At 39.8% G+C, this 24,987-nt stretch carries 26 protein-coding genes and 1 tRNA gene; 12 read left to right on the forward strand and 15 right to left on the reverse strand.

The window, feature by feature from the left end; genetic code table 11:
- Positions 1-6: 6 nt before the first annotated feature.
- Positions 7-2,046, reverse strand: a complete 2,040-nt coding sequence (locus tag BFP71_RS18615; protein ID WP_069836909.1) for a glucosidase family protein — start codon at positions 2,044-2,046, stop codon at positions 7-9.
- A gap of 152 nt (positions 2,047-2,198) precedes the next feature.
- On the opposite strand from BFP71_RS18615, the gene BFP71_RS18620 reads away from it, so the two are divergent.
- Both BFP71_RS18620 and galK read left to right on the forward strand, forming a co-directional pair.
- Positions 2,199-3,860, forward strand: coding sequence for a sodium/sugar symporter (locus tag BFP71_RS18620; RefSeq protein WP_069836910.1), 1,662 nt, complete (start codon positions 2,199-2,201; stop codon positions 3,858-3,860).
- Complete coding sequence (gene galK, locus BFP71_RS18625; protein ID WP_069836911.1) at positions 3,857-4,999, forward strand: galactokinase; 1,143 nt, start codon at positions 3,857-3,859, stop codon at positions 4,997-4,999. Before BFP71_RS18620 ends, galK begins: the two co-directional genes overlap by 4 nt.
- A gap of 2 nt (positions 5,000-5,001) precedes the next feature.
- Here galK and BFP71_RS19290 read toward each other — a convergent pair whose 3' ends face one another.
- Complete coding sequence (locus tag BFP71_RS19290) at positions 5,002-5,154, reverse strand: PspC domain-containing protein (RefSeq protein ID WP_141719807.1); 153 nt, start codon at positions 5,152-5,154, stop codon at positions 5,002-5,004.
- 217 nt (positions 5,155-5,371) lie between these two features.
- Positions 5,372-5,443: transfer RNA gene (locus BFP71_RS18630), tRNA-Glu, on the reverse strand.
- 177 nt (positions 5,444-5,620) lie between these two features.
- Between BFP71_RS18630 and gap the strand changes: the two genes are divergently transcribed.
- Positions 5,621-6,613 carry a type I glyceraldehyde-3-phosphate dehydrogenase gene (gene gap, locus BFP71_RS18635; protein WP_069836912.1) on the forward strand — a complete coding sequence of 331 codons (993 nt, stop codon included), beginning with the start codon at positions 5,621-5,623 and terminating at the stop codon, positions 6,611-6,613.
- Positions 6,614-6,868: 255 nt separating this feature from the next.
- On the opposite strand, the gene BFP71_RS18640 is transcribed toward gap, so the two are convergent.
- The 8 genes from BFP71_RS18640 to BFP71_RS18675 form a co-directional block, all read right to left on the reverse strand.
- Complete coding sequence (locus BFP71_RS18640) at positions 6,869-9,475, reverse strand: M1 family aminopeptidase (RefSeq protein WP_069836913.1); 2,607 nt, start codon at positions 9,473-9,475, stop codon at positions 6,869-6,871.
- A 1-nt stretch (position 9,476) separates the two neighbouring features.
- Entirely contained in the window at positions 9,477-10,067 is a 591-nt protein-coding gene (locus tag BFP71_RS18645; protein ID WP_069836914.1) for a hypothetical protein, read from the reverse strand.
- Between the two features lie 12 nt (positions 10,068-10,079).
- Positions 10,080-10,826 carry an SDR family NAD(P)-dependent oxidoreductase gene (locus tag BFP71_RS18650; protein ID WP_069836915.1) on the reverse strand — a complete coding sequence of 249 codons (747 nt, stop codon included), beginning with the start codon at positions 10,824-10,826 and terminating at the stop codon, positions 10,080-10,082.
- Positions 10,827-10,890: 64 nt separating this feature from the next.
- Positions 10,891-11,637: a type IX secretion/gliding motility protein PorT/SprT gene (gene porT / locus BFP71_RS18655; RefSeq protein ID WP_069836916.1), complete on the reverse strand. Its 747-nt coding sequence runs from the start codon at positions 11,635-11,637 to the stop codon at positions 10,891-10,893.
- On the reverse strand, positions 11,586-12,308 hold the full coding sequence (gene ubiE, locus BFP71_RS18660; protein WP_069836917.1) for a bifunctional demethylmenaquinone methyltransferase/2-methoxy-6-polyprenyl-1,4-benzoquinol methylase UbiE: 723 nt from the start codon (positions 12,306-12,308) through the stop codon (positions 11,586-11,588). Before ubiE ends, porT begins: the two co-directional genes overlap by 52 nt.
- Positions 12,309-12,406: 98 nt before the next feature.
- Positions 12,407-14,137, reverse strand: a complete 1,731-nt coding sequence (locus tag BFP71_RS18665; RefSeq protein ID WP_069836918.1) for a hypothetical protein — start codon at positions 14,135-14,137, stop codon at positions 12,407-12,409.
- A complete protein-coding gene (locus tag BFP71_RS18670) occupies positions 14,137-14,676 on the reverse strand; it encodes an RNA polymerase sigma factor (protein WP_069836919.1) in 540 nt (179 codons plus the stop codon). Before BFP71_RS18670 ends, BFP71_RS18665 begins: the two co-directional genes overlap by 1 nt.
- A 143-nt stretch (positions 14,677-14,819) precedes the next feature.
- Positions 14,820-15,248, reverse strand: a complete 429-nt coding sequence (locus BFP71_RS18675) for an FKBP-type peptidyl-prolyl cis-trans isomerase (RefSeq protein WP_069837164.1) — start codon at positions 15,246-15,248, stop codon at positions 14,820-14,822.
- A 159-nt stretch (positions 15,249-15,407) separates the two neighbouring features.
- On the opposite strand from BFP71_RS18675, the gene BFP71_RS18680 reads away from it, so the two are divergent.
- The 7 genes from BFP71_RS18680 (at position 15,408) to BFP71_RS18710 (ending at position 19,568) form a co-directional block, all read left to right on the forward strand.
- Positions 15,408-16,334, forward strand: coding sequence for a hypothetical protein (locus BFP71_RS18680; protein ID WP_069836920.1), 927 nt, complete (start codon positions 15,408-15,410; stop codon positions 16,332-16,334).
- Positions 16,335-16,460: 126 nt separating this feature from the next.
- Positions 16,461-17,183, forward strand: a complete 723-nt coding sequence (locus BFP71_RS19420; RefSeq protein WP_222843500.1) for a hypothetical protein — start codon at positions 16,461-16,463, stop codon at positions 17,181-17,183.
- On the forward strand, positions 17,165-17,542 hold the full coding sequence (locus BFP71_RS18690; protein WP_069836921.1) for a DUF2019 domain-containing protein: 378 nt from the start codon (positions 17,165-17,167) through the stop codon (positions 17,540-17,542). Before BFP71_RS19420 ends, BFP71_RS18690 begins: the two co-directional genes overlap by 19 nt.
- 259 nt (positions 17,543-17,801) lie before the next feature.
- Positions 17,802-18,074 (forward strand): hypothetical protein, encoded by a 273-nt coding sequence (locus BFP71_RS18695; protein ID WP_069836922.1) that lies wholly within the window; start codon positions 17,802-17,804, stop codon positions 18,072-18,074.
- 61 nt (positions 18,075-18,135) lie between these two features.
- A complete protein-coding gene (gene yihA / locus BFP71_RS18700) occupies positions 18,136-18,726 on the forward strand; it encodes a ribosome biogenesis GTP-binding protein YihA/YsxC (protein ID WP_069836923.1) in 591 nt (196 codons plus the stop codon).
- A gap of 63 nt (positions 18,727-18,789) precedes the next feature.
- Entirely contained in the window at positions 18,790-19,233 is a 444-nt protein-coding gene (locus BFP71_RS18705) for a DUF5606 family protein (RefSeq protein WP_069836924.1), read from the forward strand.
- Between the two features lie 8 nt (positions 19,234-19,241).
- Positions 19,242-19,568 (forward strand): hypothetical protein, encoded by a 327-nt coding sequence (locus tag BFP71_RS18710; protein ID WP_141719808.1) that lies wholly within the window; start codon positions 19,242-19,244, stop codon positions 19,566-19,568.
- On the opposite strand, the gene fbp is transcribed toward BFP71_RS18710, so the two are convergent.
- On the reverse strand, positions 19,565-20,557 hold the full coding sequence (fbp, locus tag BFP71_RS18715) for a class 1 fructose-bisphosphatase (RefSeq protein ID WP_069836925.1): 993 nt from the start codon (positions 20,555-20,557) through the stop codon (positions 19,565-19,567). The two genes, BFP71_RS18710 and fbp, sit on opposite strands and share 4 nt — an antisense overlap.
- 72 nt (positions 20,558-20,629) lie before the next feature.
- Here fbp and BFP71_RS18720 point away from each other — a divergent pair, with 72 nt between their 5' ends.
- Positions 20,630-21,889, forward strand: a complete 1,260-nt coding sequence (locus tag BFP71_RS18720; RefSeq protein ID WP_069836926.1) for an aspartate kinase — start codon at positions 20,630-20,632, stop codon at positions 21,887-21,889.
- Position 21,890: 1 nt separating this feature from the next.
- On the opposite strand, the gene BFP71_RS18725 is transcribed toward BFP71_RS18720, so the two are convergent.
- Positions 21,891-22,376, reverse strand: a complete 486-nt coding sequence (locus tag BFP71_RS18725; RefSeq protein ID WP_069836927.1) for a low molecular weight protein-tyrosine-phosphatase — start codon at positions 22,374-22,376, stop codon at positions 21,891-21,893.
- Between the two features lie 66 nt (positions 22,377-22,442).
- Here BFP71_RS18725 and BFP71_RS18730 point away from each other — a divergent pair, with 66 nt between their 5' ends.
- On the forward strand, positions 22,443-23,216 hold the full coding sequence (locus tag BFP71_RS18730; protein ID WP_069836928.1) for an enoyl-CoA hydratase-related protein: 774 nt from the start codon (positions 22,443-22,445) through the stop codon (positions 23,214-23,216).
- A 78-nt stretch (positions 23,217-23,294) separates the two neighbouring features.
- Here BFP71_RS18730 and BFP71_RS18735 read toward each other — a convergent pair whose 3' ends face one another.
- Both BFP71_RS18735 and BFP71_RS18740 read right to left on the reverse strand, forming a co-directional pair.
- Positions 23,295-24,302: a DUF6588 family protein gene (locus tag BFP71_RS18735; protein WP_069836929.1), complete on the reverse strand. Its 1,008-nt coding sequence runs from the start codon at positions 24,300-24,302 to the stop codon at positions 23,295-23,297.
- Between the two features lie 18 nt (positions 24,303-24,320).
- Positions 24,321-24,917 (reverse strand): hypothetical protein, encoded by a 597-nt coding sequence (locus BFP71_RS18740; RefSeq protein ID WP_141719809.1) that lies wholly within the window; start codon positions 24,915-24,917, stop codon positions 24,321-24,323.
- Positions 24,918-24,987 lie beyond the last annotated feature (70 nt).

A 24,987-nucleotide genomic window follows, 5' to 3' on the forward strand; every position in this document is an offset into this window, starting at 1 on the left:
ATAGGTCTATTTGAATTTGAAGGACATTGCCTTACTAAGGTCAGTGCTTTGGTTCATAAGAATTTCGCCACTTTCATGATCAATGATTTTGATATTCGTCCTATCGCCATCTCTTTTCACTTCTAGATCGAAGTTTTTACCGAAGGCACGGATGCTTCGCAAAGCCATTTCATTCCATCCGTTTGGAAGTCTTGGTTGCAACTTAAAACTGTCAAACCCAGTAATTTTCATGCCGAACATGCCTTCAATAAACACACGGCAATACAATCCACTTTCTGCCGAAAGATGCGCCATGCTACCTTCTGGAAAGGCTTCTACCACATAGGGCACTCTGTTCCCTAACAGCCTAGTATTGGAGAACTCTTGGAGCTTGCTTAAAGAGACATCTGTGGCACCAGAAAGGAATGTACCACGAAGGGCGTATAATGTACCGCGATCCCAGAAGATTTTGGTAACGGCTTCGTTATCGCTGTTCTTTTCAACGTGAACGCCATTTTCAGTCCACAATCGATCGAATAACGCCTCAATAGTAGCATCTTTTCGATCATTTATACCCACTACCAGTGGGAGACAAATCCAATGCCTCAGGTATTTATGTTCTTTGTAGTATTTATAAGTATCTAATCCCTCAACATTGGCCCCGAAGTAATTTTCAATGTTTTGCGCGAGCGTTTTCGCTTGTTTTCTATAAGTGTTAGATACCCTCTTTGGCTCTCCTAAGGCCTTTGCCAAGTCGGCGGCATGATCCAAAGCACCATAGTAGAGCGCTGCGGTCGATAAATTAGCGTCCCCTGTTTCAATTCTACCCTCCATTTCATCGGATTCCGACTTTACTACCCCTTCATCATTCAACTGGCGGCGGTTATATTCTAATGACCACTGAATCAGCGGCCATATTTCTTTGGCCACAGCTTTATCTCCTAGTGCCAAGGCAAACTGACTCGCTCCATAAGCGATCATAGCGGCATCCCCTCTATCTAATGGTGATGGAGGTCTTTTATCTTCCACCTCAAACGCATATCTAATTTTAGTGTAGCTGTCATCGGTATCTGTTACAAAAGCTTTATAAGTGTTAATGGCGGATTCATTTCCGACATCATACCCTAAAAATGGAAAAAATGGACTAACATATTCCGCCTGATCATTTGCCCAAATACCCACATAATATCGGCCACCACCGGGTGAGTGGATCAACCCCAACTTTGACTCAAAAATGCTTTCTGAAGCTCGGACTTTAGAAAATTCAAATAAGGTATTCAGCGTCTTATCAGGTGTTTCCAGTATAAGCGCATCAGACATCTGTTTCAAGAAAGCTTCTCTTTCTGCCAAAGCCTGTTCAGCTGTTTGACGAGGTAAAACTTCTGAAGCCATTTGCGCCATTATTTTGACGGCATACGAAAAGGATTCACCAGCGTTTAAGCTTACTTTTTCTGGCGCATCAGATTGAATAGTTGTGATAAATTCACCGCTTTCACCTCGGTCTGAATACTGCTTGGTCACATGACCGATATCTAAATCTAAGGTTTGAGAAGTTGTGTTGGTTAAAGTCAATTCTTCCACGAACATCCGCTCAGAGGATGAAGGAAATAGTTTCCGCGAAATAGAAATCCCCGATTTGGAAGGGTTGTGGTCGAAGCTAATCACCCCATCGATCGTGACTTTCTTCAATGTTCCTGGTACAATTCGTTTATCGCCTAAAAATACTTTTGGCAAAATGTCATCTTCATGAGTATCCTTTAAATATGCCCTGAAAACATACCACCCGGGATCAGTGGACTTAATGAATGGGTGTAACTGTGGGAAAAAGACTTGCCGACTCAAAGTAAGTATTCCATTTTCATCCACAGCATAGCTCACAATACCAGCGACCCTTTTACCCGCCATTTCTATATTGTCACTATGTGGCAACTGATGATCGCTTTTTAACTCCCACGCTATGGCGTTGGTATTCTTTATTTTCCAATAGCCATTTCCAGTTTGTGCAAATGCATTAGATGAAAAAATAAAGGCAAGCGTAATGGCGATAAGTCTGATTTGAGTCATCATAAAATCATGAACATTTGCCTTTAATTTAAGAACAAAATATCAAGCCCCAATGCTGACTTATATGGCAGTCAGGTTTGTTCTAGTATCGATCATTGTTGACTTTTCGATAGACCTAGCTGATCAGTTTAAACATCTTCTTATTATATTCCGAAATGTCAACATTAGACTTAGTTGTTTTCATCAGCTACTGCGCGATCATTATCGGCGTTGGATTATACATTTCTACTCGAAAGAGGAACATTGAAAAAACATCGCAGGACTATTTCCTAGCTGGTAAATCATTGACTTGGTGGGCCATTGGTGCCTCTTTTATTGCCGCAAACATTTCTGCCGAACAGTTCATCGGTATGTCAGGTTCTGGTTTTGCTTTGGGCATAGCCATTTCGTCTTATGAATGGATGGGAGCATTAACGCTTTTACTTGTTGGTAAATTTTTGCTCCCAATCTTCATTAAGAAGCAGATTTACACCATGCCTCAATTTCTAGCTGAGCGGTACAATAAAAACGTAAAAACAGTCATGGCTACTTTCTGGATTGGGGTTTACGTTTTTGTGAACTTGACCTCTGTTCTATACCTAGGTTCTCTTGCTATAGAAACAGTCATGGGTGTAGACCGGCTGACAGCTACGATAGCCTTAGCATTATTCGCAATGGGTTACTCTATTTATGGAGGTTTATCGGCGGTAGCTTGGACGGATGTTATCCAGGTGATCGTTTTGGTGATAGGAGGTTTGGCAACTACCTACCTCGCGCTCGATCAAGTTGGAGACGGTGCTGGCGCTATTGAGGGTTTTCAAACGCTTATGGCAGAAACTTCAAGCCATTTTGATTCCATTTTAGATAGAAGCCACCCGTACTTCAAAGACCTTCCTGGTTGGGGCGTTATCATTGGTGGAATGTGGATCGCCAATATCAGCTATTGGGGCTTAAACCAATATATTGTTCAAAGAGCACTTGCTGCAAAATCATTAAAAGACGCACAATTGGGGGTTATGTTTGCCGGCTATTTAAAGTTACTTATGCCTTTAATAGTTGTGGTGCCGGGTATTGCAGCCTACTATCTCGTTCAAAAAGAAGGGCTAGTAGATGTTGGCAATATGCAAATTGCGAGTGATGCCTTTAATTCGCTTGGAGATGAAAGCATTACGAAGGTGATGGTAGATCCTGATTTAATGGAAGTGAAAAAAGATAAGGCCTACCCTGCTCTTTTAGGCTTTCTGCCTTCTGGGTTTAAGGGAATAGCGTTTGCTGCACTTGTTGCAGCTATCATATCCTCTTTAGCTTCTATGGCCAATAGTACCGCCACCATTTTCACAATGGATATCTACAAAGAGTATATTGGTAAGAATGCCTCTGAAACTAAGTTGGTAAAAGTGGGTCGATTGGCCGCTTTGATCGGCTTTGTTCTCGCTGTGCTGGTTTCTCCCCTTTTGAGCGAATTAGATCAAGCTTTCCAATATATACAGGAGTACACGGGATTTGTAACCCCTGGCGTGGTGGCTATTTTCTTGCTAGGTATGTTTTGGAAAAAGACAACACCAAACGCGGCCTTGGTCGGAGGGCTTGCCACGTTTATCGCGTCGATTCTCTTTAAGCAATTTATGGATCATGTTCCATTCTTAGATCGAATGGGATACGTATTCTTGATTTGTTGCGTCTTGATGATTGTAACCTCACTACTTGAAGGTAAAGGGCAACCATCTTCGAAGGCATTGACAATTGGCAATTTTAATTTTAAGACTAGTCCCGCTTTTAATATTGGAGCCGTGGGGATCTGCATTATACTAACCGTTTTATACATCGTATTTCAATGACGAGCCTCCGATCGATCGCGCAAGAATTTGGCAAATTATCAGCTGCTACACCCCGATACTTTCGTTCACCTGGTAGAATTAATGTAATTGGTGATCATACTGATTACAACATGGGGTTGGTGCTACCTGCCGCAATTGATAAGTATGTAACCATAGCCATTGCTCAAAATAATGATGGCTTAATACGAGTGAAAGCCTTAGATATAGATGAGGAGATCTCTATTGAGCTTTCTGGGAGTAAAAGCGATCCAAAAGAGCATTGGTCAAGCTACTTTATCGGGGTATGCGAAATACTCCTTGAGAAAGGGGTTCAAGTTACTGGGGTCGATTGCACTTTTTCTAGTAACATACCTATAGGAGCGGGTCTCTCTTCTTCCGCAGCGATTTGCTGTTGTTTCGCCTTTGGGCTTAATGAATTGTTCAATGGTGGATTGAGTCGGCAAGAACTGGTATTGGTGGCTCAGCAAACTGAACATGAATATGTAGGCCTTCAGTGCGGTACTATGGATCAATCGGCAAGTTTACTGGGCAAAAAAGATCAAGTCTTGAAAATAGACTGCCGATCACAAGAGGTTTCATATGCTTCGCTGGCTTTGGGAGACTACTCATTCATTGTCTGCGATTCTCAAGTTAAACACTCTCTTGCTTCTTCTGGATACAACAATCGGAAGAATGATTGTATTAAAGCGGCCGAGTCTTTTGGTGTCAAAAGTGTTAGAGAAATTAGTTCTGCGATGTTAAAAGAGAAGAAGGACTTAAACCCAATCATAAGACAAAGGCTCAATTTTGTAATCGAAGAGAATGATCGGGTGGAAAAAGTCAGCAGACTTTTAGAAGAAGGTAATCTAAGTGAAGTCGGGCAATTGATATATGCTTCACATGAAGGACTAAAAAACCAGTACGAAGTCAGTTGTCAAGAATTGGACTTCTTGGTGGATACTACTCACCAGATGCCTTATATCCTCGGTGCTAGACTAATGGGTGGTGGTTTTGGTGGTTGTACAATCAACCTACTTGAGACAAAGCAGATAGCCGAATTCAAAAGCACAATCTCTAGGAGATACGAAGAGGCTTTTGGGATATCGCCAAGGTTCTTTGATGTTAATATAGTGAACGGTACAGAGGAGCTATTTGCCTGAAATCACTCTCCTGAAATTACCTTCACTAACCAAAGAATAAGGTAAAGACCAACTCCTACTCCAAAAACAAAGAATCCGATTACAAATCCGATTCTAACTTGTTGTTCTGTGAATCCCATTTTGTCGCCAACCCAACCTGATACTCCTAAAATCATAACATTATCTATTTCTATGCATTATAACAGTTTTCTTGGATGGCTGCAAGGGAGTGATCAGTGAACAAATAAAAAAAGCTAAGCTCTTTAAAGTAGTCCGTAGGAGGACTAAGCGTTAAAAATTCTTCCAGCGCAAGAATATAGCGAAGGGCCAGCCTTTAGGGTAAGCCCTCTTAGGGCACAAAAAAAGCTCAGCATAAAGCTGAGCTCCTTAAAGTAGTCCGTAGGGGAATCGAACCCCTGTTACCAGGATGAAAACCTGGCGTCCTAACCCCTAGACGAACGGACCATTCTTAACGGTCTGCAAATATAGATGTGCCACTTTTATTTGCAAAAAAATCATTGGTAAAAAATTTCAATCGATCCCAAAGGAACTATCCCAGAGTTAGGTTCATTTATATTTGAAAAGGCGTAGGGCTTTGTTAGCTTTGCACCTCGAAAAATAACCTTTAAACCGTTAAGGATTATGTCTATGACAAGAGTAGCGATTAATGGTTTTGGAAGAATCGGTAGATTAACTTTCAAAGCATTATTAAAAAAAGAAAACATTGAAGTAGTAGCAATCAATGACTTGACTGATACTAAAACCCTTGCTCACCTTTTAAAGTACGATTCTGTACATGGTAGATTTGACGGCACTGTATCTGCAACTGCAGACGGCATTGTTGTTAATGGTAAGGAAATTAAAATATACGCTGAAAGAGAACCAAGAAACCTCCCTTGGAGCGACTTGGCTGTTGATGTGGTTTTGGAATCTACTGGTTTCTTTCTAGATGAAGCTGGTGCTGGACAACACCTAGAAGCTGGCGCTAAAAAAGTAGTTATCTCTGCCCCTGCTAAAGGAGGAGTTCCAACTGTTGTATTAGGTGTTAACGATGATACAATGACTGGTGAAGAAACTATCCTTTCTAACGCATCATGTACAACTAACTGCTTGGCACCAATGGCCAAAGTATTGGACGATGCCTTCGGTATTGAGCATGGTTACATTACTACGGTTCATGCTTATACTTCAGATCAGAGATTACAAGATGCTCCTCACAGAGATTTGAGAAGAGCTAGAGCAGGTGCTTATTCAATCATCCCAACTTCTACTGGCGCAGCTAAAGCTGTAGGACTTGTATTGCCTCACTTAGCAGGTAAATTAGATGGTATAGCCATGAGAGTTCCTATTCCTGATGGTTCATTAACTGACCTTACAGTAGTGCTTAAAAAAGAAGCTACGAAAGAGAAAATCAATGCCGCAATGAAAGCTGCTGCTGATGGACCAATGAAAGGTATTTTGGAATATACTGAGGATCCAATCGTATCTATCGATATCGTCGGAAACCCTCACTCAAATATTTTCGATTCTCAATTAACTTCTGCTCAAGGAACCTTAGTGAAGGTAGTTGGTTGGTACGACAATGAAGCTGGTTACTCAAACCGAGCGGCGGATTTGATCGAAAGAATCTCTTAAGAGAAGAACTATTTTACATTGATAATTAACCTACCTGAAACCTCGGGTGGGTTATTTTTTTTGAATTATTGATCATAAGGTAATTTGAGGGTAATGGAACTTAATTGTCCTTTAATTAGTTTTATAAACGAAATGACAAACCCAAGTCGCTATAACATGGGGCAATTATAATGCAAGAGACATCCCTAAGTCGATAAAAATGGTCATTAAGCAACCGTTCGAAAGAGGGGTTATTTTTTTGCCCTCCTGATTACACTACTGATTCTGAAGTAAGCTCAGTTTTTTCAAGACTTGACTTGATCTTAAGGCCATATCTCCTGACTGACGCACCTTCATTGCTAATTGCTCACTATAATTAGGGTTAGCTGCTAAGAAGTCATCAATTATTTCAGTCACTTCTTCCTGATTATATCTCCCAAGCGTTTGTCCAAGCCATCTCGATGGAAAGAAAATATCTCCAGTGATCTGAATTTCCTGTAGTAATTCTAGACTTGGCATTACGTACTTCAAAGAAGACTCTTGCCTCAACGGATGATGTAAAAAGCCTAATCCTGCTAATACCCATGATTCAGTTTCACGGTTTTTCTCGTCTTTAAGCGACTCAAAAAAGGTATCTCTTTCTGCCACATCACTTGACATGGCTGGCATTAAAAACTCAAATCTCTTTTTACGATCGGGGTTGCTAATCCTAGTCAATTGTTCATGTATAATCTCTCCCGCTCGATCTGGCATTTTAATAGCCAGTTGACCAGCTAAGCTGGTTTTATCATTTTCCGAAAGTCTCAACCCTTGAATTGGTCCAGGCCCAGTTTTCCATATGTTATAAAGTCTATCCAGATTGACTTTGCTGATACTCACGTTCCTAAAAGCATTAAAGAAGGTCTTTTTAATTGCAGGATCTTCCGTAAGATCATTCATCGCATGAAATAGCGTTCTTTCGAGATCAGGTGAGATTCGGTTTCTTTGATCTGGTGTCAACAAGTTCCAATAAACAGTGTTCAATTGACCTAGAACGAGATTTAGAATCAACTGATTTTTTTCTTTGACTACCATCCATTTAATCAAACCTACATATTGTTCTGGTGTGTATTGACCTTCTTTTCCATAGTTTTCAGGTTCTATCAAATTCTCATAGAGGTTGACAATAAGCGTCCCTTTTTCAAGATCGGATAATGCCGACCATCTGGATTGCACCAACTGATAGGCAGGTGGAAAAAGGCCATAACCCATACCATCTGAATTGACCAATGCTTCGAAAAATTCCCAGTTTGAGTCCATTTTCAATTCAAAAGGTTCGCCCCCAGAATTTATGGTCGACTCTTTTATAGATTGTTGCTGAAGGTTATAGAGCTTCATTTTCAAGCTTTGCGGCCAAACGCGATCACTCTTCGGATCATTCTGATACAAAGCCGCAACAACATTTTGTTCTTCTTTTTTCACGGACAAACTAAAATCAGGTCGTCCGGGTGTATTTACCCAAACCTCGCTCCATTCTTTTAGATCAGTAGTTGTCTTTTGATCAAGAATATCGATGAGGTCAGGCCAAGTCGCATTTCGATTAGAAAAGGCAGACAAATATTCTCGCATGCCCTCTTGAAATTTATCTTCACCAACAAGTTTCTCAAGTTGACGCATCATAATCGGGGCTTTGTTGTAAATGATAGGTCCATACATCTGACCCGCTTCTTTCAAATTTGGTAAATACTGCCTGATCGGGTTGGCCCCTTTCGTTCTATCCACCCCATAAGCCGATGGATAGTGTCTTACTAAGAAATTCAATTCATGATCGATTGTCGGGAAGCTCGGGTTTACCATTTTCGCAGCCATGAAATTGGCGAATACTTCTTTGGTCCAAACATCATTAAACCAATCCATAGTCACCAAATTCCCAAACCACATGTGGGCAGTTTCATGGGCAATGAGGCTTGCACGTCCCAATAATCTGCTCTGCGATGGATCTTCATCTAGGAAAAGTGAACTAGCTCTATATTGGATGGCTCCAACATGCTCCATTCCACCGTATTGAAAACTCGGAATTAAAGCGAAATCAAATTTTTTGAACGGGTATTTGATACCCGTATACTGCTCTAACCATTGCAAAGAGGCGCCATGTAAGTAAAAGATAAAATCAATGTTTCTTTTCACTTTTTCTTCATCCGTTTCTCGGTGCAGCATGGTCATTTCTCTACCTGCTACACTTCTGGTGATTGACTCAAACTCACCAGCGACAAAGGAGAATAAATAGGTACTGATTAAATCAGATTTTTGGAACTCATATGTCTTCCTACCATCCTTGATCGTCGCTGTATAAATCGGTCCATTGGCGATCGCGGACCAGTCTTCTGGTAAATCCAGCGTAAGTTCAAAAGTTGCTTTTAAATTCGGTTGATCAAACACTGGAAACGCTGTTCTAGCTCTATCTGGAACGAAAAGGGTGTATAGGAAATCTTCTTTTCTGTTCAGCGAAGATTCCCCAGCAAAAAAGTTAAGCTCTACCCTATTGAACCCTTTTTTTAGATTCTCTTTCTTGAGCACTATATGTTCATTCTCAATAGCCAAATCTTGGCTTACACCATTCACGATTATTCCCTTTAGATGGTCAAGGCTTTCTTTGAAATCTAGTTGAAGGTCTTTAGTGTTATCAGAAAGATTAAAAGATAGATCTTCTAACGCTTGAATTCTTTGGTTGAAGTCTCGGGGAACTCTAAATTCAAGTTTATAATTGACAATGGAGAGGACTTCTTTCCTATAGTTCGCTAATTCGAGCGAAACGCCTTTTTCTATCTCGATTACTTCTTCTTTGGACCCACAGGCTACCAAAATGAGTATTAGCAATAGCGTTAAGAAATTCTTCTTTATCATTTTAAATCAGTATTAGGTCTTTTCTCAGTTCTGGTGGTATACCAAAATTATCTCCCATAAAGTCATCCATTTCATCTTTTGTTTGTTGAGATAAAAGGGCATTCATTTCTTCTAGGGCTAGGCCACCAATCATAAACGGCGGCATATAGTTTGTCATTAAACGATCACCTTTAAAGCATGCACCCATCTGAAATTCAGTCAATTCACTTTTAGGGGTGCCTTTAATCATGCAATGAGACAACCATTCTTCGGGCTGATCGGGATAAAGGGCCATCCGTGTCTGTAAGGCTTGAACATCCGTTTTTGTAGCCATATAGGCCGCCAAATTCTCCATGCTCTCTTTTGACAATTGCCCGCGCATGTTTTCGTAGCATTTGGAACAAACAGCATATTCGAATAGAATCTCTGTTTTCTGAAATGAAGGGTATTTCTTGAATACCTTTTCTATAACGTAATAGCGGCCTCCACTTAGGAGATCATAATCGCATTGTACACAATTGGTAATGGGGCTTTTTGTATCGCTATTCAAGAAAATTTCAGGAATTGGCAAACCCTCCGGCTGATTCTCTTCTTCTGAATTGTGTTCTTCCACCTTAAATTTTTTCTAGTTCTTATCTACAATTGTTGAGGCTACTTGTGCTGTAGGCAATATCATGGTATCACTGATATTCACATGTTTTGGGCGCGTGACTATAAACCTTATCAAATCCGCCACATCGTGAGCCGTCAAAGCATCAAAACCTTCATAAACTCCTTTAGAACGATCTTCGTCTCCTTTGAACCGAACCATTGAAAACTCAGTTTCGACCAGTCCAGGACAAACTTGAGAAACCTTAACCCCTGTCCCGACTAAATCGATTCTCATTCCATTGTTGATGGCGTCTACGGCATGTTTTGATGCACAGTAAACGTTTCCGTTTGGGTAGACTTCTTTACCCGCAATAGAACCAATATTTACCACATGGCCAGCCCCTCTTTCGACCATACCCGGAACTATGGCTTTGGTGACGTACAGCAAGCCTTTTACATTAATATCAATCATGGCATCCCAATCATCGATATTTCCATCTTGGACCTTTGAAAGCCCATGTGCATTACCAGCATTGTTGATGAGTATATCAATTGATTTCCAGTTTTCGGGAATGGAAGAAATGGCTTCTTTTACACGGTCACGATCGCGCACGTCGAAAGCCAGTTTTAATGTTTTTGTATTAACCTTTTCGCTTAATTCATCCAGTCGCTCTTCCCTTCTTCCACACAAAATAAGGTCGTAACCTTCCTCAGCTAACAAGAGGGCACTTGCCCATCCGATACCGGAAGTAGCGCCTGTTACCAATGCAATTTTACTCATTCAATTCAATCTTAATGTGGAGTGAATTTAAGAGAAATTAGCCAACGATGTAGACAAAGTTTGATTAGTCGGAGAAATGAAGATATAAAGTAAAATTGTGGGTGGTAATTCTCCGCAACCCATTATGAAAGAAGTTGTCTTGCGAATTCATAACGTTGGCCAAACCGCGGGCATATCTAAATTCAGGCGAGAATTTAAAAAACTCAAAGTAGTTATCTATTCCTATACCTACCTCGAACTTCATATTTACTTTTCTGATCTCTAACCGATCTTCATCTGTCACAAGATCTTCTCGACCCGATCGGATCGAACCACTCAAACCAGCAACCAAATACATACGTGTATTATTACGTCTTATGCTTCTATATTTCATGAAGATACCTGGTTCTATTCGCGTACTTTCAATCAGCTGCTCTTGGATAGAACCATCCACATTATGGTATTCCACTGCATTTTGGTAGAGACCGATTTTTACCGGCACCACTCTTATCGATAACTGATCGGCCAACCTGAAATTTACCATGAAACCCAAATCAAAACCTGTATTCTGCTGCGAAATTATTGCAGAGGTTTGGTCGTACGCAGGTGTGTCAAATCGATCTGAGTATTGAATACCGTAGCTATTGGTGTGTACACCTAATAAAAACCCGTATTTGAAAGTCTTTTGATCACTTTCTAGCCTGTGTAGGGTAACACCAGACTTTCGGCTTTGGGCTTTTGCTCCTACGAAGGGTAAGGCAATAAGTAAGGTAAAGACAACTATTTTTGTCCGATGTAAATTGAGCTTATTCCAAAAGTCAAAGGTCTGCATTCGATCTTCTTATATCCAACTTCACTAAGAATATCCAGAAAATCTTGGCCATCTGGAAAGGCGTCTACCGACTCTGGCAGATAAGTGTACGCTGATTGATCCTTAGATATCAGTTTTCCAATAATCGGCAGAATCGATTTAAAATAAAAATTGTAGAGTTGCTTCATTGGAAACCGACGTGGCCTTGAAAATTCAATAATCACCGTTTTTCCACCTGGTTTTACGACTCTATGCATATCGCTGAGTCCTTTTTTCAGGTTTTCGAAGTTCCTTACTCCAAATGCAACGATGGTGGCATCGAAAGTATTGTCATCGAAGAGGAGCTTTTCACTATCCCCCATTTGCATATCGATGATATGATCGACTCCTTTTTTCTTCATTTTAACTTTGCCCATTTCCAGCATTCCTGCTGAAATATCAACACCAACAATTCTGTCGGGATTTAATGACAAAGCTTCCAATGCGAAATCTCCTGTACCAGTTGCTACATCAAGTATCTGCTTTGGCTGATCGGCTTGCAATAATTTGACGGCCTTCTTTCTCCAAAGTATATCTATACCGAGACTTAAAAAATGATTTAGGAAATCGTATCGATGGCTGATGTTATTGAACATTTCAGCCACTTGTTCTTTCTTTCCGCTTTCCTTCTCTTTATAGGGTACAACTGCCATCTGTTTCACAATCTGGGTGCAATAATACGAAGGAAACAGGCCGATTAAATTAATTGTTCATCAAAAGATTCAGGGAAATAAGGTGAAGTTTACCATACTTACTCTTTGCGCCTTAAAATACCTCTCTGGAAACCAATTGCCACATGCTCTGGCATGATTTGGGATGGTTCTCTTCTCAGGGTATACCTGCTGAAAATTTTCCAATGATCTGAAACTTTGTAATAGGCTATCACTTCTGGCATCGGATCAAATTGCAATGAGCCTTTTAAACTGGCTACAAGTCCTAATCCCGCTCCTAAGTCTAGTCTTTTCGTGGTTAGCAAATAATGCTCAAGTTTTACCCCAGCAACTAATTCTGTATTCAGACTAATATTAAAGAAAGTTCTCTTGGCAATAAATTTCCCCATTTGAGCCTCCACCGCCGGTAAACCGAGGATGTTGGCATCTCCGCCAAATCGGCCCTGATATGCCATTGAAAAAAACCAAGCATATTCTGACTCAGGAAGTGAGTATTCGTATTTAGATGGCGGTGTAAACCTGTACTGAAGCCCAAGCCTAAGGGTGACTGATTCGAAATTTGTAAGTCTTGTGGGTAAGACGGAAGTAAAAATTCTCCATCGACCTTCTTTTATAACATCATAAATCAAACCTACTCCAGCCGTTATTGAATTGTCAGAAAATATGCCACTACCATTTAATTGAACAATCGCATATGGTTTTATGCGCCCCTTGCCGAAGGTGTAATTGTATGACACTCTAAAGTCATTGTTAAACTGGTTGGCTATGCCTGCGCCCGCCTCAATAAATGAATTTCTAGATAAATAATATGCAACGTCGAGGTTCACCTCTGAGCCAAAGGTGGTTTCATACCGCTGTAATATTGAAATGGCCCAGCCATTATACCTCAATGAATCAACTACCTGGTGTTCATTGATGATCTCCATACCTCTTGTGAGGCTAGTGGAAGGTTTTACTAGTGCTATATCACCATTTAGTTCGGGTAACTCGGGTTTCTGAATTAAGCTGATATCTTTTCGAACCCCTGTTTTCACAATTGGTAGTGGACCACGCGATGGATTCGAAAGCTTATTGTTTATTTGATCCTCTGGCAGATCACCCACACTTTGCGTTGAAAAACCTTGATCTTCATTTTCGAAATCTTCTGTGATTTTTAAATCATCTGATTGAAAAGTACGATTGGATACTATCTCATTCGTTCTTTGCAATGGTTCTGAGTTATCTTTAGATTGATCAAGGCTGTAAGTAGTTTGGCTTTCTCGATCTTTATTCTCTTGAGCACTTTTAACTACTTCTGAAGCTGCACCTCCAGAACCCTTTCCTATTACTCTAGTTTCCGTTGCCGAGGCTCCTGAGTGACTGACTGAAGTTTCCTCAGTAGTCTCTTTTAGGGTTCGCGACTGATCATCATTGTCACGAGAGTTTTCTGAAGTTCCTGATCCATTTACAGTATCGTTATTATGGGATTTTGAGACTGGTTTGAGTTGCTCTTTTTCTTTTTGACTATCCTCTTTTTTTAAGGTGGCTACCTCAGAACCCTTGTTAATCTTAGGAGAATATTCCTTGGTAATTTCATTTGCTGCATTTGTATCAAAAATATTGCTCTTTATTACGCCTAGAGTTATTAATCCCGCCGCTAGGATAGTGATTAAAATCAAGTATCCCGCATTCCCTAAGTATGTTAGTTTAGCTCCATTTGCCATGAGTCCATATTTTTTTATTCCAGCCCAAACTGATTGAGAAGGTGACTTTTCGAAAGCCGAAAAGTGGTCTTGGAAAAACTGATCTATGTTATCTCTTTCGCCTTCCATCACATCATTTTTTGAGTTGTAACTTGTTGCTTCAAAACTTCTTTCGCACGCATCAGCCTTACTTTTGAGTTGGCCACGCTGATTTCAAGCATTTCTGCCACCTCTTTGTGTGAATAGCCTTCAATTGAAAAGAGGTTAAATACCGTTCTATATTCTTCCGGAAGATTTTGAATTAGATAGAGTAACTCGTCTGTACTTTGGCTACTATCTGGATTAAAGGGCAAATCCGTCGTTTTAGCATCCAAGGTGACATGGTGTTCTGTGTGCTTTTTGTTCTTCCTCAAGTGCCCCAGCGCAGCATGAATTATCACTTTTTTAATCCATGCGGGTAAGGCACCGTTTCTTTCGAACTGTTTTAATTTGGCAAAAACTGTAATAAAGCCTTCTTGCAACATATCGTTGGCTTCAGACTCTGAACTTGCATAGCGGAGGCATATCCCAAACATGGCATCCTTAAAAGCATCATACAATTTGGCATGTGCTTTCCGATTACCATTCAGGCATCCATCTACAATTTTATTTTGTTCGTTTTTGTTCAAAGCCCTTTTAAAACGAGTTCGTACTAAAGCTCAGTACTACCTAATCGAAACAAGGATGATTAATTATAACCAAAGGTTACAAAAGGCATAAAAAAAACCTCATTGATTAAATGAGGTTCTTAATTTGATACTTTGCAAATGGCTTAGCCTATGGCTACTAATTCTATATCGAAGATTAAGTCTTTTCCTGCTAAATCGTGATTCGCATCAATCACAACCTTATCTTCATGAACTTCTTTCACTTTAACTGGTACTTGCTGACCATTTGGTTGGCTCATTGCCAGTTGTTGTCCTACTTCCGCTACCATATCTGGCGGTAGGTTTGTTTTTGGAACATCAAAAATCATATCTTCTCTTGATTCTCCGTAAGCTTCTGCTGCTGGAATCTCAGCAGTTACTTTAGCGCCAACTTCCATTCCATCTACGGCTGCGTCAAATCCTTTGATCATCATGCCAGCACCAACTTCAAAAGCTAATGGTTCTCTGCCTTCAGATGAATCAAAAATAGTTCCGTCTGTTAATTTCCCTGTGTAGTGAACCTTTACTTGATCACCCTTCTTTGCTGTTTGCATTTTCCTTTGTTTTAAATGGCTGGCAAAGGTATGGCATAAAACACTAATCCAAAGTCTTACAAACAAATTATCAACAATATTCAATTTCACATATTCAAATGTTTTAATATTATTTCTAATTACTTTATTTATATTGATATGAATTAAATACACATTAGAATGAGAAAATCCGCTTTATTTTTAATAATTGTAGTATCAATAATATCATGTCATGACCTCTATGAAGATGTCACTCCCGCTCAAAGTGAACGTACAATAAACTATATAAGCGCTGCAGAAAGGCCAGCTATTCTAGAGGCTTTAAAGGATTCCTTTAATAGGTCTAATGTGAGCAATAGATCAACGGCGGTTAACACTTCTGCAACTATAGAACTCTCTGACTTGAATTTAGAGCGTGTTATGGAAGTCATAGACACGTTAAATAATACTCACTATACTTTCAGAGTAAAAAGTGAAGATTCTGATCCTTTCTCTTTCACAAACCTGATTATTAGAGTAGAAAACCAGACAATACAGTCACCATATCTCATACACTATCAGGTCGATGAAGAAGGCAAGGAGAAATACATTAACAGTGGGTTTTCCCTTGAACACTTCAACGGTATATTGACTTTTGAATTTCTAAGTAGTGTAGTCCTTAACGATGGTTTTACGGCCAATTTAAACGATTCAAGATCTTCTTCTAATTGTGAACCTCAATTGGACTTTACTGATGGACAAACTGGAAACACAAACCTAACTGGAGATACGGGAGGACCCGGACCCGGACCAAATGGTGATAATGGAGGAGGAAGTTCTTACATAACTTACTGTTATGATATTTTCAAAGCTGATTATTCAGACCCTTGCTGGATAGAATCAAACGAAATTTATCAGTATGCCGGTAATTCAAGTGGGGATATCTTCAATCAAGGATTTTATTGGAATCCAGACTGTGGACCACAACCGGAGCTATCATATGTAAAGGTTCGCAGGTGTCAAACAGTTTATCTAAATCACTCAGTTACTGCTGAATCCGAGTGTTTGGGAATAGGGGAAGGTGATGTAGGCATACTACCAAACAGTTTTAATGACTTTCTTAAATAGTTCCATTTAGCAGAAGAACTCTACACGATAGATCCATCATTAATACCTGAGCGGCTATGGAAAAACGGTCATTTCCCACCTCATCTAGCAGGTTTTATAGATGCCTTATGGGAAACAATCGATGGTGTGTATTCAATTGGAGAATTTTTATGGGCATGGTCTAGTCTTACGCTTGTTGATGCAAAAGCCATTGAAATACGTCAAGAAACCTATCAGATGGTGATTTTCATGAATGAATTGATATCAAACAGCTCATTCAGAAGACAATTTATCGACACACTAAAAACTACTTTTGACCAATACTTGAGTACGACTTTTAGCTGGACACCAGAAGGGATGTATGAACAGGGAAAGTTAATTTTTGAAGTACTCAGTATCTTCATTGGTACGACAGCCATAAAAGGAATTCTGAAAGGAAACTCCTTGGCAGTCAACATTCTGCAAAAACTTAATAGCATACCAACCCTTCGAGCTTCCTATTTAGCATACATAAAGAAGTACGATCTAACAGAAGCTGTAAGGACAACTGAGTCATTTAGTTCTTTTGAAGCATTCAAAAGAACTAAAGGCACTGCAGGAACGGGTAATGCATGGCATCATATAGTTGAACAAAATCCAATGAACAAAGCTCAGTTTCCGCCTGAGGCCCTTCATAATAGCGCAAACCTTATTATCTTGCCGCATGGCAGTGGAACAATACACAATAAGGTTTCTGGCTTCTACAACTCAATTCAAGATTTTTCTGAAGGTAAAAGAGTAAGACATTGGTTAAACGAACAGAGTTATGAATTTCAATATGAGTTTGGCTTAAAAAAATTAATCGATTTCGGATGGGTTTGGGTAAATTAAATAGACGAAAACTAAGTGATGAGCTGGGAGAATTTATCAGAGTTTCAATTGAGCATCACAAGACCAACCTTGAGGGAGATTATGTCAAGGGAAATAAGTTTATGAAAATCAAATTACAAATCGTTCAAGGTCTTATCGATACAAACAAACTTAGTACTTTGAAGCCGTTACTTTCTCACAAAGCCCCTCCTGTGAGGTATAGTGCAGCTACTTATTTTTTGATGGTAGATGAAAAACCTGCTCTTACCATCCTGGAAAAACTAGTGAAAGAAAATCACAAATCAATTTCTTTTTCTGCAAAAATTGTAGTAGACCAGTGGCTTTCCGGAAAATTGACTTTTAACCACTTACGAAAATAAGGAGCCATTCTTCAATGGAAAGTGTGATATCACTCATTAAATATTATAACGGATTTATTGCCTAAATTTTCATATGCCGATGTTGATAAATATAGACTGCAGATTGAACTAAGCAGTTATGCGTAATAATATTCTCATGTCCTCAGAATATTGCAAAAATTCGACCTATTGGAAATAGAATGACAATCGACAGAAAAATTAAGTCCTTAAAAGCAATAGGTTATCAATTTTTTATCCCCTTTAACTTCACATTTAAAAGATGATTTTAACAAAGGACATTGAAAATAAGATTCTAAAAGATTTTAGTTCTAACTCTGAACATCATTCAGTTCGACATTTACTAGAAAAAATTGCTCTAACAGAATGGAACGTAGGTAGTCAGCAGCTATGTAGAGCAATACTGTACCTTTTGGATGGAGATGTGAGTAAGCTTAAAAAGTTTGAGCTAATTTCTGACCCGAGAGATGTTATCACTGAAGCAGAAAATAAAGCCGGCAATCCTGGCCATTATTTTGAAAAGCCTTTCACTTAAGACAGCCAAAAACATATATGAGTACAAAATGATTAACGATTCAGTTGATTAACTTTGCGGCATGTTTGATAAAGCTGAGTTTGTTATAAGCAACACCGACTATAGAAAGTGCCCTAAACCCGATCGGCATGAGTTTGCCTTTATTGGAAGGTCAAATGTGGGCAAGTCTTCGCTTATCAATATGCTCACGGCACGAAAAAGCTTGGCCAAAACATCGGCAAGTCCGGGCAAAACTCAATTGATCAATCATTTTCTTATTGATGAGAGCTGGTATTTAGTCGATTTACCTGGCTATGGCTATGCCAAAACGAGTAAAAAGAATCGCTCCGCTTGGGAATTAATGATCCAAGACTATTTGATCAATCGTGAAAACCTACAAATCGTCTTTGTGCTAATCGACTCTCGGCTCGACCCTCAACGAATAGATCTTGAGTTTATCCAATGGCTCGGGGAGTCAAATATTCCATTTGCCCTAATTTTTACTAAAGCTGATAAGCAGTCGCTCAATAAAGGGCACCAATCTATTGCCAAGTTCAAGAAAACAATGAAAAAGACGTGGGAAGAGCTTCCTATGATGTTTTTTACCTCATCGGCTACAGGTTTTGGAAAAGAGGAAGTATCTGAATACATATCCCATATTCTTGAAAGTTGAGTTTTTCTTTGATTTACACCACGGTGTGAATTTACTTTGAGCCTCATTTGAATTATTTGATTTATGAAGTTTGAAGAAATAGCAGCAGTATCAGGCAAGGGCGGATTATTTACGGTATTGAAGCCTACCAAGACTGGTGTAATCTTGGAGTCATTAGACGGAAAAAAGTCTAAACTCGTGGTTGGCGCAGATGCTCAGGTCTCTATACTCAGCGAAATTTCAATATATACGCATACTACTGATGGCGCTACGCCTTTAAAAGAGGTGATGCAAAAAATTCATGCTGAATTTGAGGGTGATACTGGTTTAGACAAAAAGTCTGGTCCTGATGAGCTTAAGTCTTTCTTAAAGCACGTACTTCCTGATTACGATGAAGACAGAGTTTATGTATCGGATATCAAAAAACTCGTTACATGGTATAACCTGCTTTCTAAAATTGCACCTGAGTCTTTCGCTTCTACAGCAGAAGACACTGCGGAAACGGAAGAGACTACGAGTGAAGAATAACAGATGAAATGACAAACAACTCTCAAGACTTAATGAGTGGCTTGGCGCTGGTAGAAAAAGACTTTAAACTTGAAAAGTCTTATCTAAACCTGTCTGAAAGAACAGAAATTGGTTACGATCAGGCCTTTCTGCTTGTAATGAGAGTTGTAGAGGATTTAATGGCCAGAGACTTTAATCAATTGATTAATGTGCTTTACCGAATAGATGTCTCTGAGGAAAAACTGAAAGAGGCACTGGCCATCACCAACGACAACCCTGCCTCAATTATCGCTAATATGATTATTGAAAGGCAGCTCCAAAAAGTGGAAACGAGAAAGAAGTATTCTCAATCCTAGTTAGAAGCTTCTTCCACCATCGCTTTACTCCCTACAAAAAACGGTACCCGTTGGTGTAACTCCGATGGTTCTATTTCTAATATTCTACCCTTACCGTCAGTTGCTGCTCCTCCTGCTTCTTCAGCAATCAAAGCCAACGCATTGCATTCGTACAAGAGTCTTAATTTACCATTAGGTGCTTTTGCAGTAGACGGGTAAATATAAATACCACCTTTCAGTACGTTTCTATGAAAATCCGCCACCAAAGAACCAATGTACCTGGCCGAATACTCTCTCTCCTTACAGGTATTTACATAGTCTTGTACCGCTTCTGGAAATGAATTAAATGACCCTTCATTAATAGAATAAATAGATCCATTTTCTGGTATTCGCATATTTTGGTGGGACAAAATATACTCCCCAAGCGATGGCTCATAAGTAAAGCCATTCACGCCTTTTCCTGTGGTGTAAACAAACATGGTCGACGATCCATAAAGTATGTATCCTGCGGCCACTTGATCTTTACCTGGCTGCAAGACGTCTTCCATCTGAACTGGCCCTCCCAACGGTGAAACTCTTCGGTAAATGGAAAAAATGGTACCGATAGATACGTTTACGTCTATGTTTGAAGAACCATCCAATGGATCTATAGCCACAATGTATTTAGACCTTGGATTTTGTAAGTCGATAATTTCCTCTGCTTCTTCGGAAATGATCGCTGCTACCTCTCCCCCTTTTTTCAGCGCGCGGGTAAATCGTATATCAGCGGCCACATCTAAATTTTGTTGCTCCTCTCCTTGAACATTTTCGGCACCATAAGCACCAGTGATCCCAGCAAGCCCAGCTCGATTTATTTCTCTGTTTACCACCTTACCAGCATAGGCTAAGTCCCTGATTAGCTGTGACAACTCTCCACTGGCGTATGGAAAGTCTTCCTGGTTTCTCATAATAAATCGGTCAAGGTTCGAGCCCACTGGCAACGCTATCCTCGAATTTTCCGCTTTTCCCATAGGTATCGATAATTTTTTTATCGGAAATCGTTAATAACTTGCAGCGAAATTAGCAAAATTTATACACGTCCCTTGAAAGTATTTAAGTTTGGTGGCGCCTCAGTGAAGGATGCCAATTCAGTAAGGAATATGAGTGCCATTATTAAGGCCAATTTAAACGGGCCTTTGCTCGTATTGGTCTCAGCAATGGGAAAAACCACGAATGCTTTTGAGCGCCTCTTAGGACTGACTATGGAGGAAAAAGACCATAGTGAGGCTCTTCAAGAAATTCAAGATTACCATTTAGATATTGTCGCTAGTTTGGGCTTAGGTTCGGACTCCGTATTGGAAAAAGATATTACCGATATCTTCGAGCAGTTGAAGAACGGGCTGAGTGAGTTTAGTTCAAGTATGGGGTATGATTACATGTATGACCAAACCGTATCGCTTGGCGAAGTTCTTTCCACTAAGATTATTGCTACTTTTCTGAACTCAGAAGACATCGCTACGAGCTGGTTGGATGCAAGAAAAGTGGTCAAAACTGATAGTTTGCATAGACAGGCGCAAGTTGATTGGGGTGCTTCTCAGGCAATGATCAAATCTCAAGTGAATCGTCAGATTGAAGAGGGAGTCGTACTAACGCAGGGGTTCATTGGAAGTAATTCTGATTTCAAAACCACTACTCTCGGACGCGAGGGCAGTGATTTTAGCGCAGCGATTTTTGGTACTTCTTTAGGGGCCGAGTCGGTTACTATTTGGAAAGATGTACCTGGTGTACTTAACGCAGACCCTAAAAAGTTCGACAATACAGAGCTTTACGAGAGACTTCCTTATAAAGAGGCGGCCGAAATGACATACTATGGTGCATCTGTCATTCATCCCAAGACTATTAAACCGCTAGCTCAGAAGGGTATTCCTTTGTTAGTTAAATCTTTTCAAGACCCTTCGGCAAGAGGCACTGTCATAGAGGAATGTCTTGTGCCAAATTTAGCTCCAGCTATTATTCACAAGGATAAGCAGACCGTAATTTCATTTAAAATCAGTGACTTCTCTTTTATCAATGAGCATCATATTCACTTGATTTTTGAACACATCAAAAGGCTGAATCTAGTGATCAACTTGATGCAAAATTCTGCAACATCTTTTACCATTTGTTTGGATGACAACCCGAAAAAACGCGAGCAACTAAGGACTGCGCTGATGGAGGAATTCCTCATCTATTATAACGAGGGCTTAGAGATTATTACGGTTAAAAATTACGACCAAGAAACAATCACCGAATTGATGGAAGGTAAAGAAATCATCATCGAACAGCGATCTCGGAATAACTTTCAAATGGTGTACAAGTCTTAGGTTAGAATTTAGGTTCAGATCCTTTTTCCAGATGGCTTAACAGGTTATCAACCGATCTATCTAGAATTTCAAAGACTTCTTGAAATCCATTTTCGCCGCCATAGTAAGGGTCAGGAACATCATCGCCTTTATTCAAGTCATCAAACTCACGCATTTTAATCACTTTCGCTCTGGCGTTCTTAGGTTCTAAGCGCAGCGTATTGCTGTGATTTGAGCTATCCATAGGGATAATGTAATCGAAATTAAGAAAGTCAGATTCTTTTAGCTGCCTTGCAGCGTGCTCATAGTTTACTCCATTTTTAATTGCGTTCGCCACCGATCTTTCATCTGGAGACTTACCAATGTGATAGGCTGCCGTACCGCAGGAATCCACCTCAAAACGATCGCCCATTCCTCTTTCCTTAATTCTTTGTCTAAAAATACCTTCGGCTAAAGGGGAACGACAGATATTTCCCAAACAGACAAATAAGACTTTAACTTTATTCATTGATCTAAATTAGAGGCTTAAATTAGCGATAGAATTATCAATTAATTGCCTATCCAAATCAAACCTATGGAATTCATTAAAGTAGAGAAAGCTTACGCTAAACACGTCGCACTAATTCAACTCAATCGTCCCAAAGAATTAAACGCCCTGAATTTAAAGTTGATGGGCGAAATAAGAGATTCCTTAAAGGAACTAGACCAAGATGATGAGGTAAGAACCATCATTATTACTGGAAACGAAAGGGCTTTTGCTGCAGGTGCTGATATTAAGCAAATGGCTGGTAAAGGAACGATTGATATGTGGAAAGTGGATCAGTTTAGCACTTGGGATCAAATCAACAAGACACGAAAACCGATCATTGCGGCAGTTTCAGGTTTTGCCTTGGGCGGGGGTTGTGAGCTCGCTATGACTTGCGATATGATGATAGCATCAGAAACTGCCCAATTTGGCCAACCTGAGATCAAAATTGGTGTAATGCCAGGTGCAGGGGGTACGCAGCGCCTGACGAAAGCGTTAGGAAAGGCAAAAGCGATGGAATTGGTACTAACGGGCAAGTTTATCAGCGCTGAGGAAGCTTTCGGTTATGGACTGGTTAACAGAGTGGTGCCAGTTGAATTGTATTTAGAGGAAGCCGTAAAACTAGCTAAAGAGATTGCCACGATGTCACCTATTGCCGTGCAGATGGCCAAAGAATCTGTGAAACGATCTTTTGAGGTTCATTTAGAAGAAGGGTTACATTTTGAAAGAAAGAACTTCTATATGCTTTTCTCAGCCAACGACCAGAAAGAAGGGATGAATGCTTTTGTTGAGAAAAGAAAGCCTGACTTTAAGGGGAATTAAGATTAAGACTAAAGAGTAGTGATAAAAAAAGGGGCTTCGAATTTTCGGAGCCCCTTTTTAATAGTTAGTAGTAAAGTCTTATCGAATACTAATACCTACACCAGCAGTAAGTGTATTGTATTCCTGAAGAGCGTACTCCCCAGTCAATGTCAAGAATAGTAACTTAACTCTCACTCCAACATTAGTTCGAATTCCGTTGTCTTTATATTGCAGTTGAACGGGGTCAACGAAGGTTGTCGTCTCAGTAGAGTAATCTCCAAGCATACTGAAATTGATATCATAGTTGGAGTATCCTAAGCCCGCAAAAGCGGTGAAAAATAGAATTTTCTTAGAAATCACTCCTTGTACCAAAAATGCATTAGCCTCAAATTCAGCAGATTGATTAGCATCTGCATCAATATCCACGGACGCCTTTAAATTAGTGTATCCCAAGAAAACCGAAAGGTCGAAAGGTAATAATTTCTCCGCTGGTAGATACTGCTTGATGTCGTGCATTACACCAACACCAAATAGTTGAACACTACCGTCATCAAAAGTTTGTTCAGGAACAAATCGCACTTTAAGTTCTGTTCCTTTAAAAAGTCCCACACCGAGTTGAACCATTGGTGTAGGCACTCCATTAAAAGGAAGCTCGTTATCGATACCAAGACCCGTTGGAGATGAAATTCTAATCAACTCCTCTCCACTATCGTTAGTGAATCTAAGTTCGGGAAGATCATCTGCTCCTAGATTGGGACCAAATATGGTCGGTAACCTTCTAGAATCATTAGGATTAGTCAACGATACGTTAGTCAATCCTGCTGGCAATTGGAAAAATTGCCTTGAATCTGGGACACGGGCCAATGAAAGACTCGCTGAGATATCAAAGCCTAAGAATTTATGTGGTTTAGCGGTATTATACCAACCACTGTTCATTCCAAAACCAAAACCTTCGAAGGCTGGCTGTAAATAACTTTCTAATAATAGATTAGCATCTGCTAAACCGGCCTCTAAAAATGTATCGAAATCAAGACCTTGAGCTTTTGTTAGCTTGGGTGCGGCTGTCAATAAACATCCCGCAAAAAGTATTGCTATTATTTTTTTCATGTCTAAGATGTTTAATGATTAGTTATCTAATTGAACTCTGGCAGTTACGTCGAAACCGAAAATAAAATCGAAATCTACATCCTGTGTTTGAAGCGTTACGTCTTCTCCCACAATTGTCATTTCTACTTCAAAAGAAGATCCGTTCTTCAAGGCATCTTCTAGACTTGTTATTGCCGCTTGGCTTACACTACCGGGTGCGTTCTTATCATAGATTAAAACATCTACAGGGTTGTTTTGAACATTATCAATTCGTATGCTCAATAGTGGCTGAGCATTACCCTGACCTTGTACCGAGATACTCATATCCACAGCAAGATCTGCCGAACTCCCCGCTGGGAAATTATCGATAGTATAGGTGATCAAATTGATGGTGAAACGTTCAGCATCTTCTAGATATTCATCAAACTCATCAGTACTCAAGCTAATTTGGCCTGTACTGACATTAATTGGAGGAGTTTGTCCGACTAGCTGACCAACTGCAATTGCTGGTACAGAAATTTGAACGGAAATTGGATCGATGTCTATATTCTTAGAGACATCCGATTCTACGCCTGCATCACCACAGCCCATTAAGACCAATGATAAACAAGCGAAAAGAAAAAAGGACTTACGCATTTGGTTCAGTTTTTAGTAAATGTGAAGTTGTTGGAATTACAAATGAATGTGTTTCCTCGCTAAATTTTAA

The sequence above is a fragment of the Roseivirga misakiensis genome, from assembly GCF_001747105.1.
Lineage (GTDB): Bacteria > Bacteroidota > Bacteroidia > Cytophagales > Cyclobacteriaceae > Roseivirga > Roseivirga misakiensis.

Bases quoted from the DNA above. Each gene is read 5' to 3' on its own strand.
- BFP71_RS18615 (WP_069836909.1), bottom strand. From the start codon at position 2,046: ATGATGACTCAAATCAGACTTATCGCCATTACGCTTGCCTTTATTTTT.
- BFP71_RS18620 (WP_069836910.1), top strand. From the start codon at position 2,199: ATGTCAACATTAGACTTAGTTGTTTTCATCAGCTACTGCGCGATCATT.
- galK (WP_069836911.1), top strand. From the start codon at position 3,857: ATGACGAGCCTCCGATCGATCGCGCAAGAATTTGGCAAATTATCAGCT.
- BFP71_RS19290 (WP_141719807.1), bottom strand. From the start codon at position 5,154: ATGATTTTAGGAGTATCAGGTTGGGTTGGCGACAAAATGGGATTCACA.
- gap (WP_069836912.1), top strand. From the start codon at position 5,621: ATGTCTATGACAAGAGTAGCGATTAATGGTTTTGGAAGAATCGGTAGA.
- BFP71_RS18640 (WP_069836913.1), bottom strand. From the start codon at position 9,475: ATGATAAAGAAGAATTTCTTAACGCTATTGCTAATACTCATTTTGGTA.
- BFP71_RS18650 (WP_069836915.1), bottom strand. From the start codon at position 10,826: ATGAGTAAAATTGCATTGGTAACAGGCGCTACTTCCGGTATCGGATGG.
- porT (WP_069836916.1), bottom strand. From the start codon at position 11,637: ATGCAGACCTTTGACTTTTGGAATAAGCTCAATTTACATCGGACAAAA.
- ubiE (WP_069836917.1), bottom strand. From the start codon at position 12,308: ATGGCAGTTGTACCCTATAAAGAGAAGGAAAGCGGAAAGAAAGAACAA.
- BFP71_RS18665 (WP_069836918.1), bottom strand. From the start codon at position 14,137: ATGGAAGGCGAAAGAGATAACATAGATCAGTTTTTCCAAGACCACTTT.
- BFP71_RS18675 (WP_069837164.1), bottom strand. From the start codon at position 15,248: ATGCAAACAGCAAAGAAGGGTGATCAAGTAAAGGTTCACTACACAGGG.
- BFP71_RS18680 (WP_069836920.1), top strand. From the start codon at position 15,408: ATGAGAAAATCCGCTTTATTTTTAATAATTGTAGTATCAATAATATCA.
- BFP71_RS18690 (WP_069836921.1), top strand. From the start codon at position 17,165: ATGGGTTTGGGTAAATTAAATAGACGAAAACTAAGTGATGAGCTGGGA.
- BFP71_RS18695 (WP_069836922.1), top strand. From the start codon at position 17,802: ATGATTTTAACAAAGGACATTGAAAATAAGATTCTAAAAGATTTTAGT.
- yihA (WP_069836923.1), top strand. From the start codon at position 18,136: ATGTTTGATAAAGCTGAGTTTGTTATAAGCAACACCGACTATAGAAAG.
- BFP71_RS18705 (WP_069836924.1), top strand. From the start codon at position 18,790: ATGAAGTTTGAAGAAATAGCAGCAGTATCAGGCAAGGGCGGATTATTT.
- BFP71_RS18710 (WP_141719808.1), top strand. From the start codon at position 19,242: ATGACAAACAACTCTCAAGACTTAATGAGTGGCTTGGCGCTGGTAGAA.
- fbp (WP_069836925.1), bottom strand. From the start codon at position 20,557: ATGGGAAAAGCGGAAAATTCGAGGATAGCGTTGCCAGTGGGCTCGAAC.
- BFP71_RS18725 (WP_069836927.1), bottom strand. From the start codon at position 22,376: ATGAATAAAGTTAAAGTCTTATTTGTCTGTTTGGGAAATATCTGTCGT.
- BFP71_RS18730 (WP_069836928.1), top strand. From the start codon at position 22,443: ATGGAATTCATTAAAGTAGAGAAAGCTTACGCTAAACACGTCGCACTA.
- BFP71_RS18735 (WP_069836929.1), bottom strand. From the start codon at position 24,302: ATGAAAAAAATAATAGCAATACTTTTTGCGGGATGTTTATTGACAGCC.
- BFP71_RS18740 (WP_141719809.1), bottom strand. From the start codon at position 24,917: ATGCGTAAGTCCTTTTTTCTTTTCGCTTGTTTATCATTGGTCTTAATG.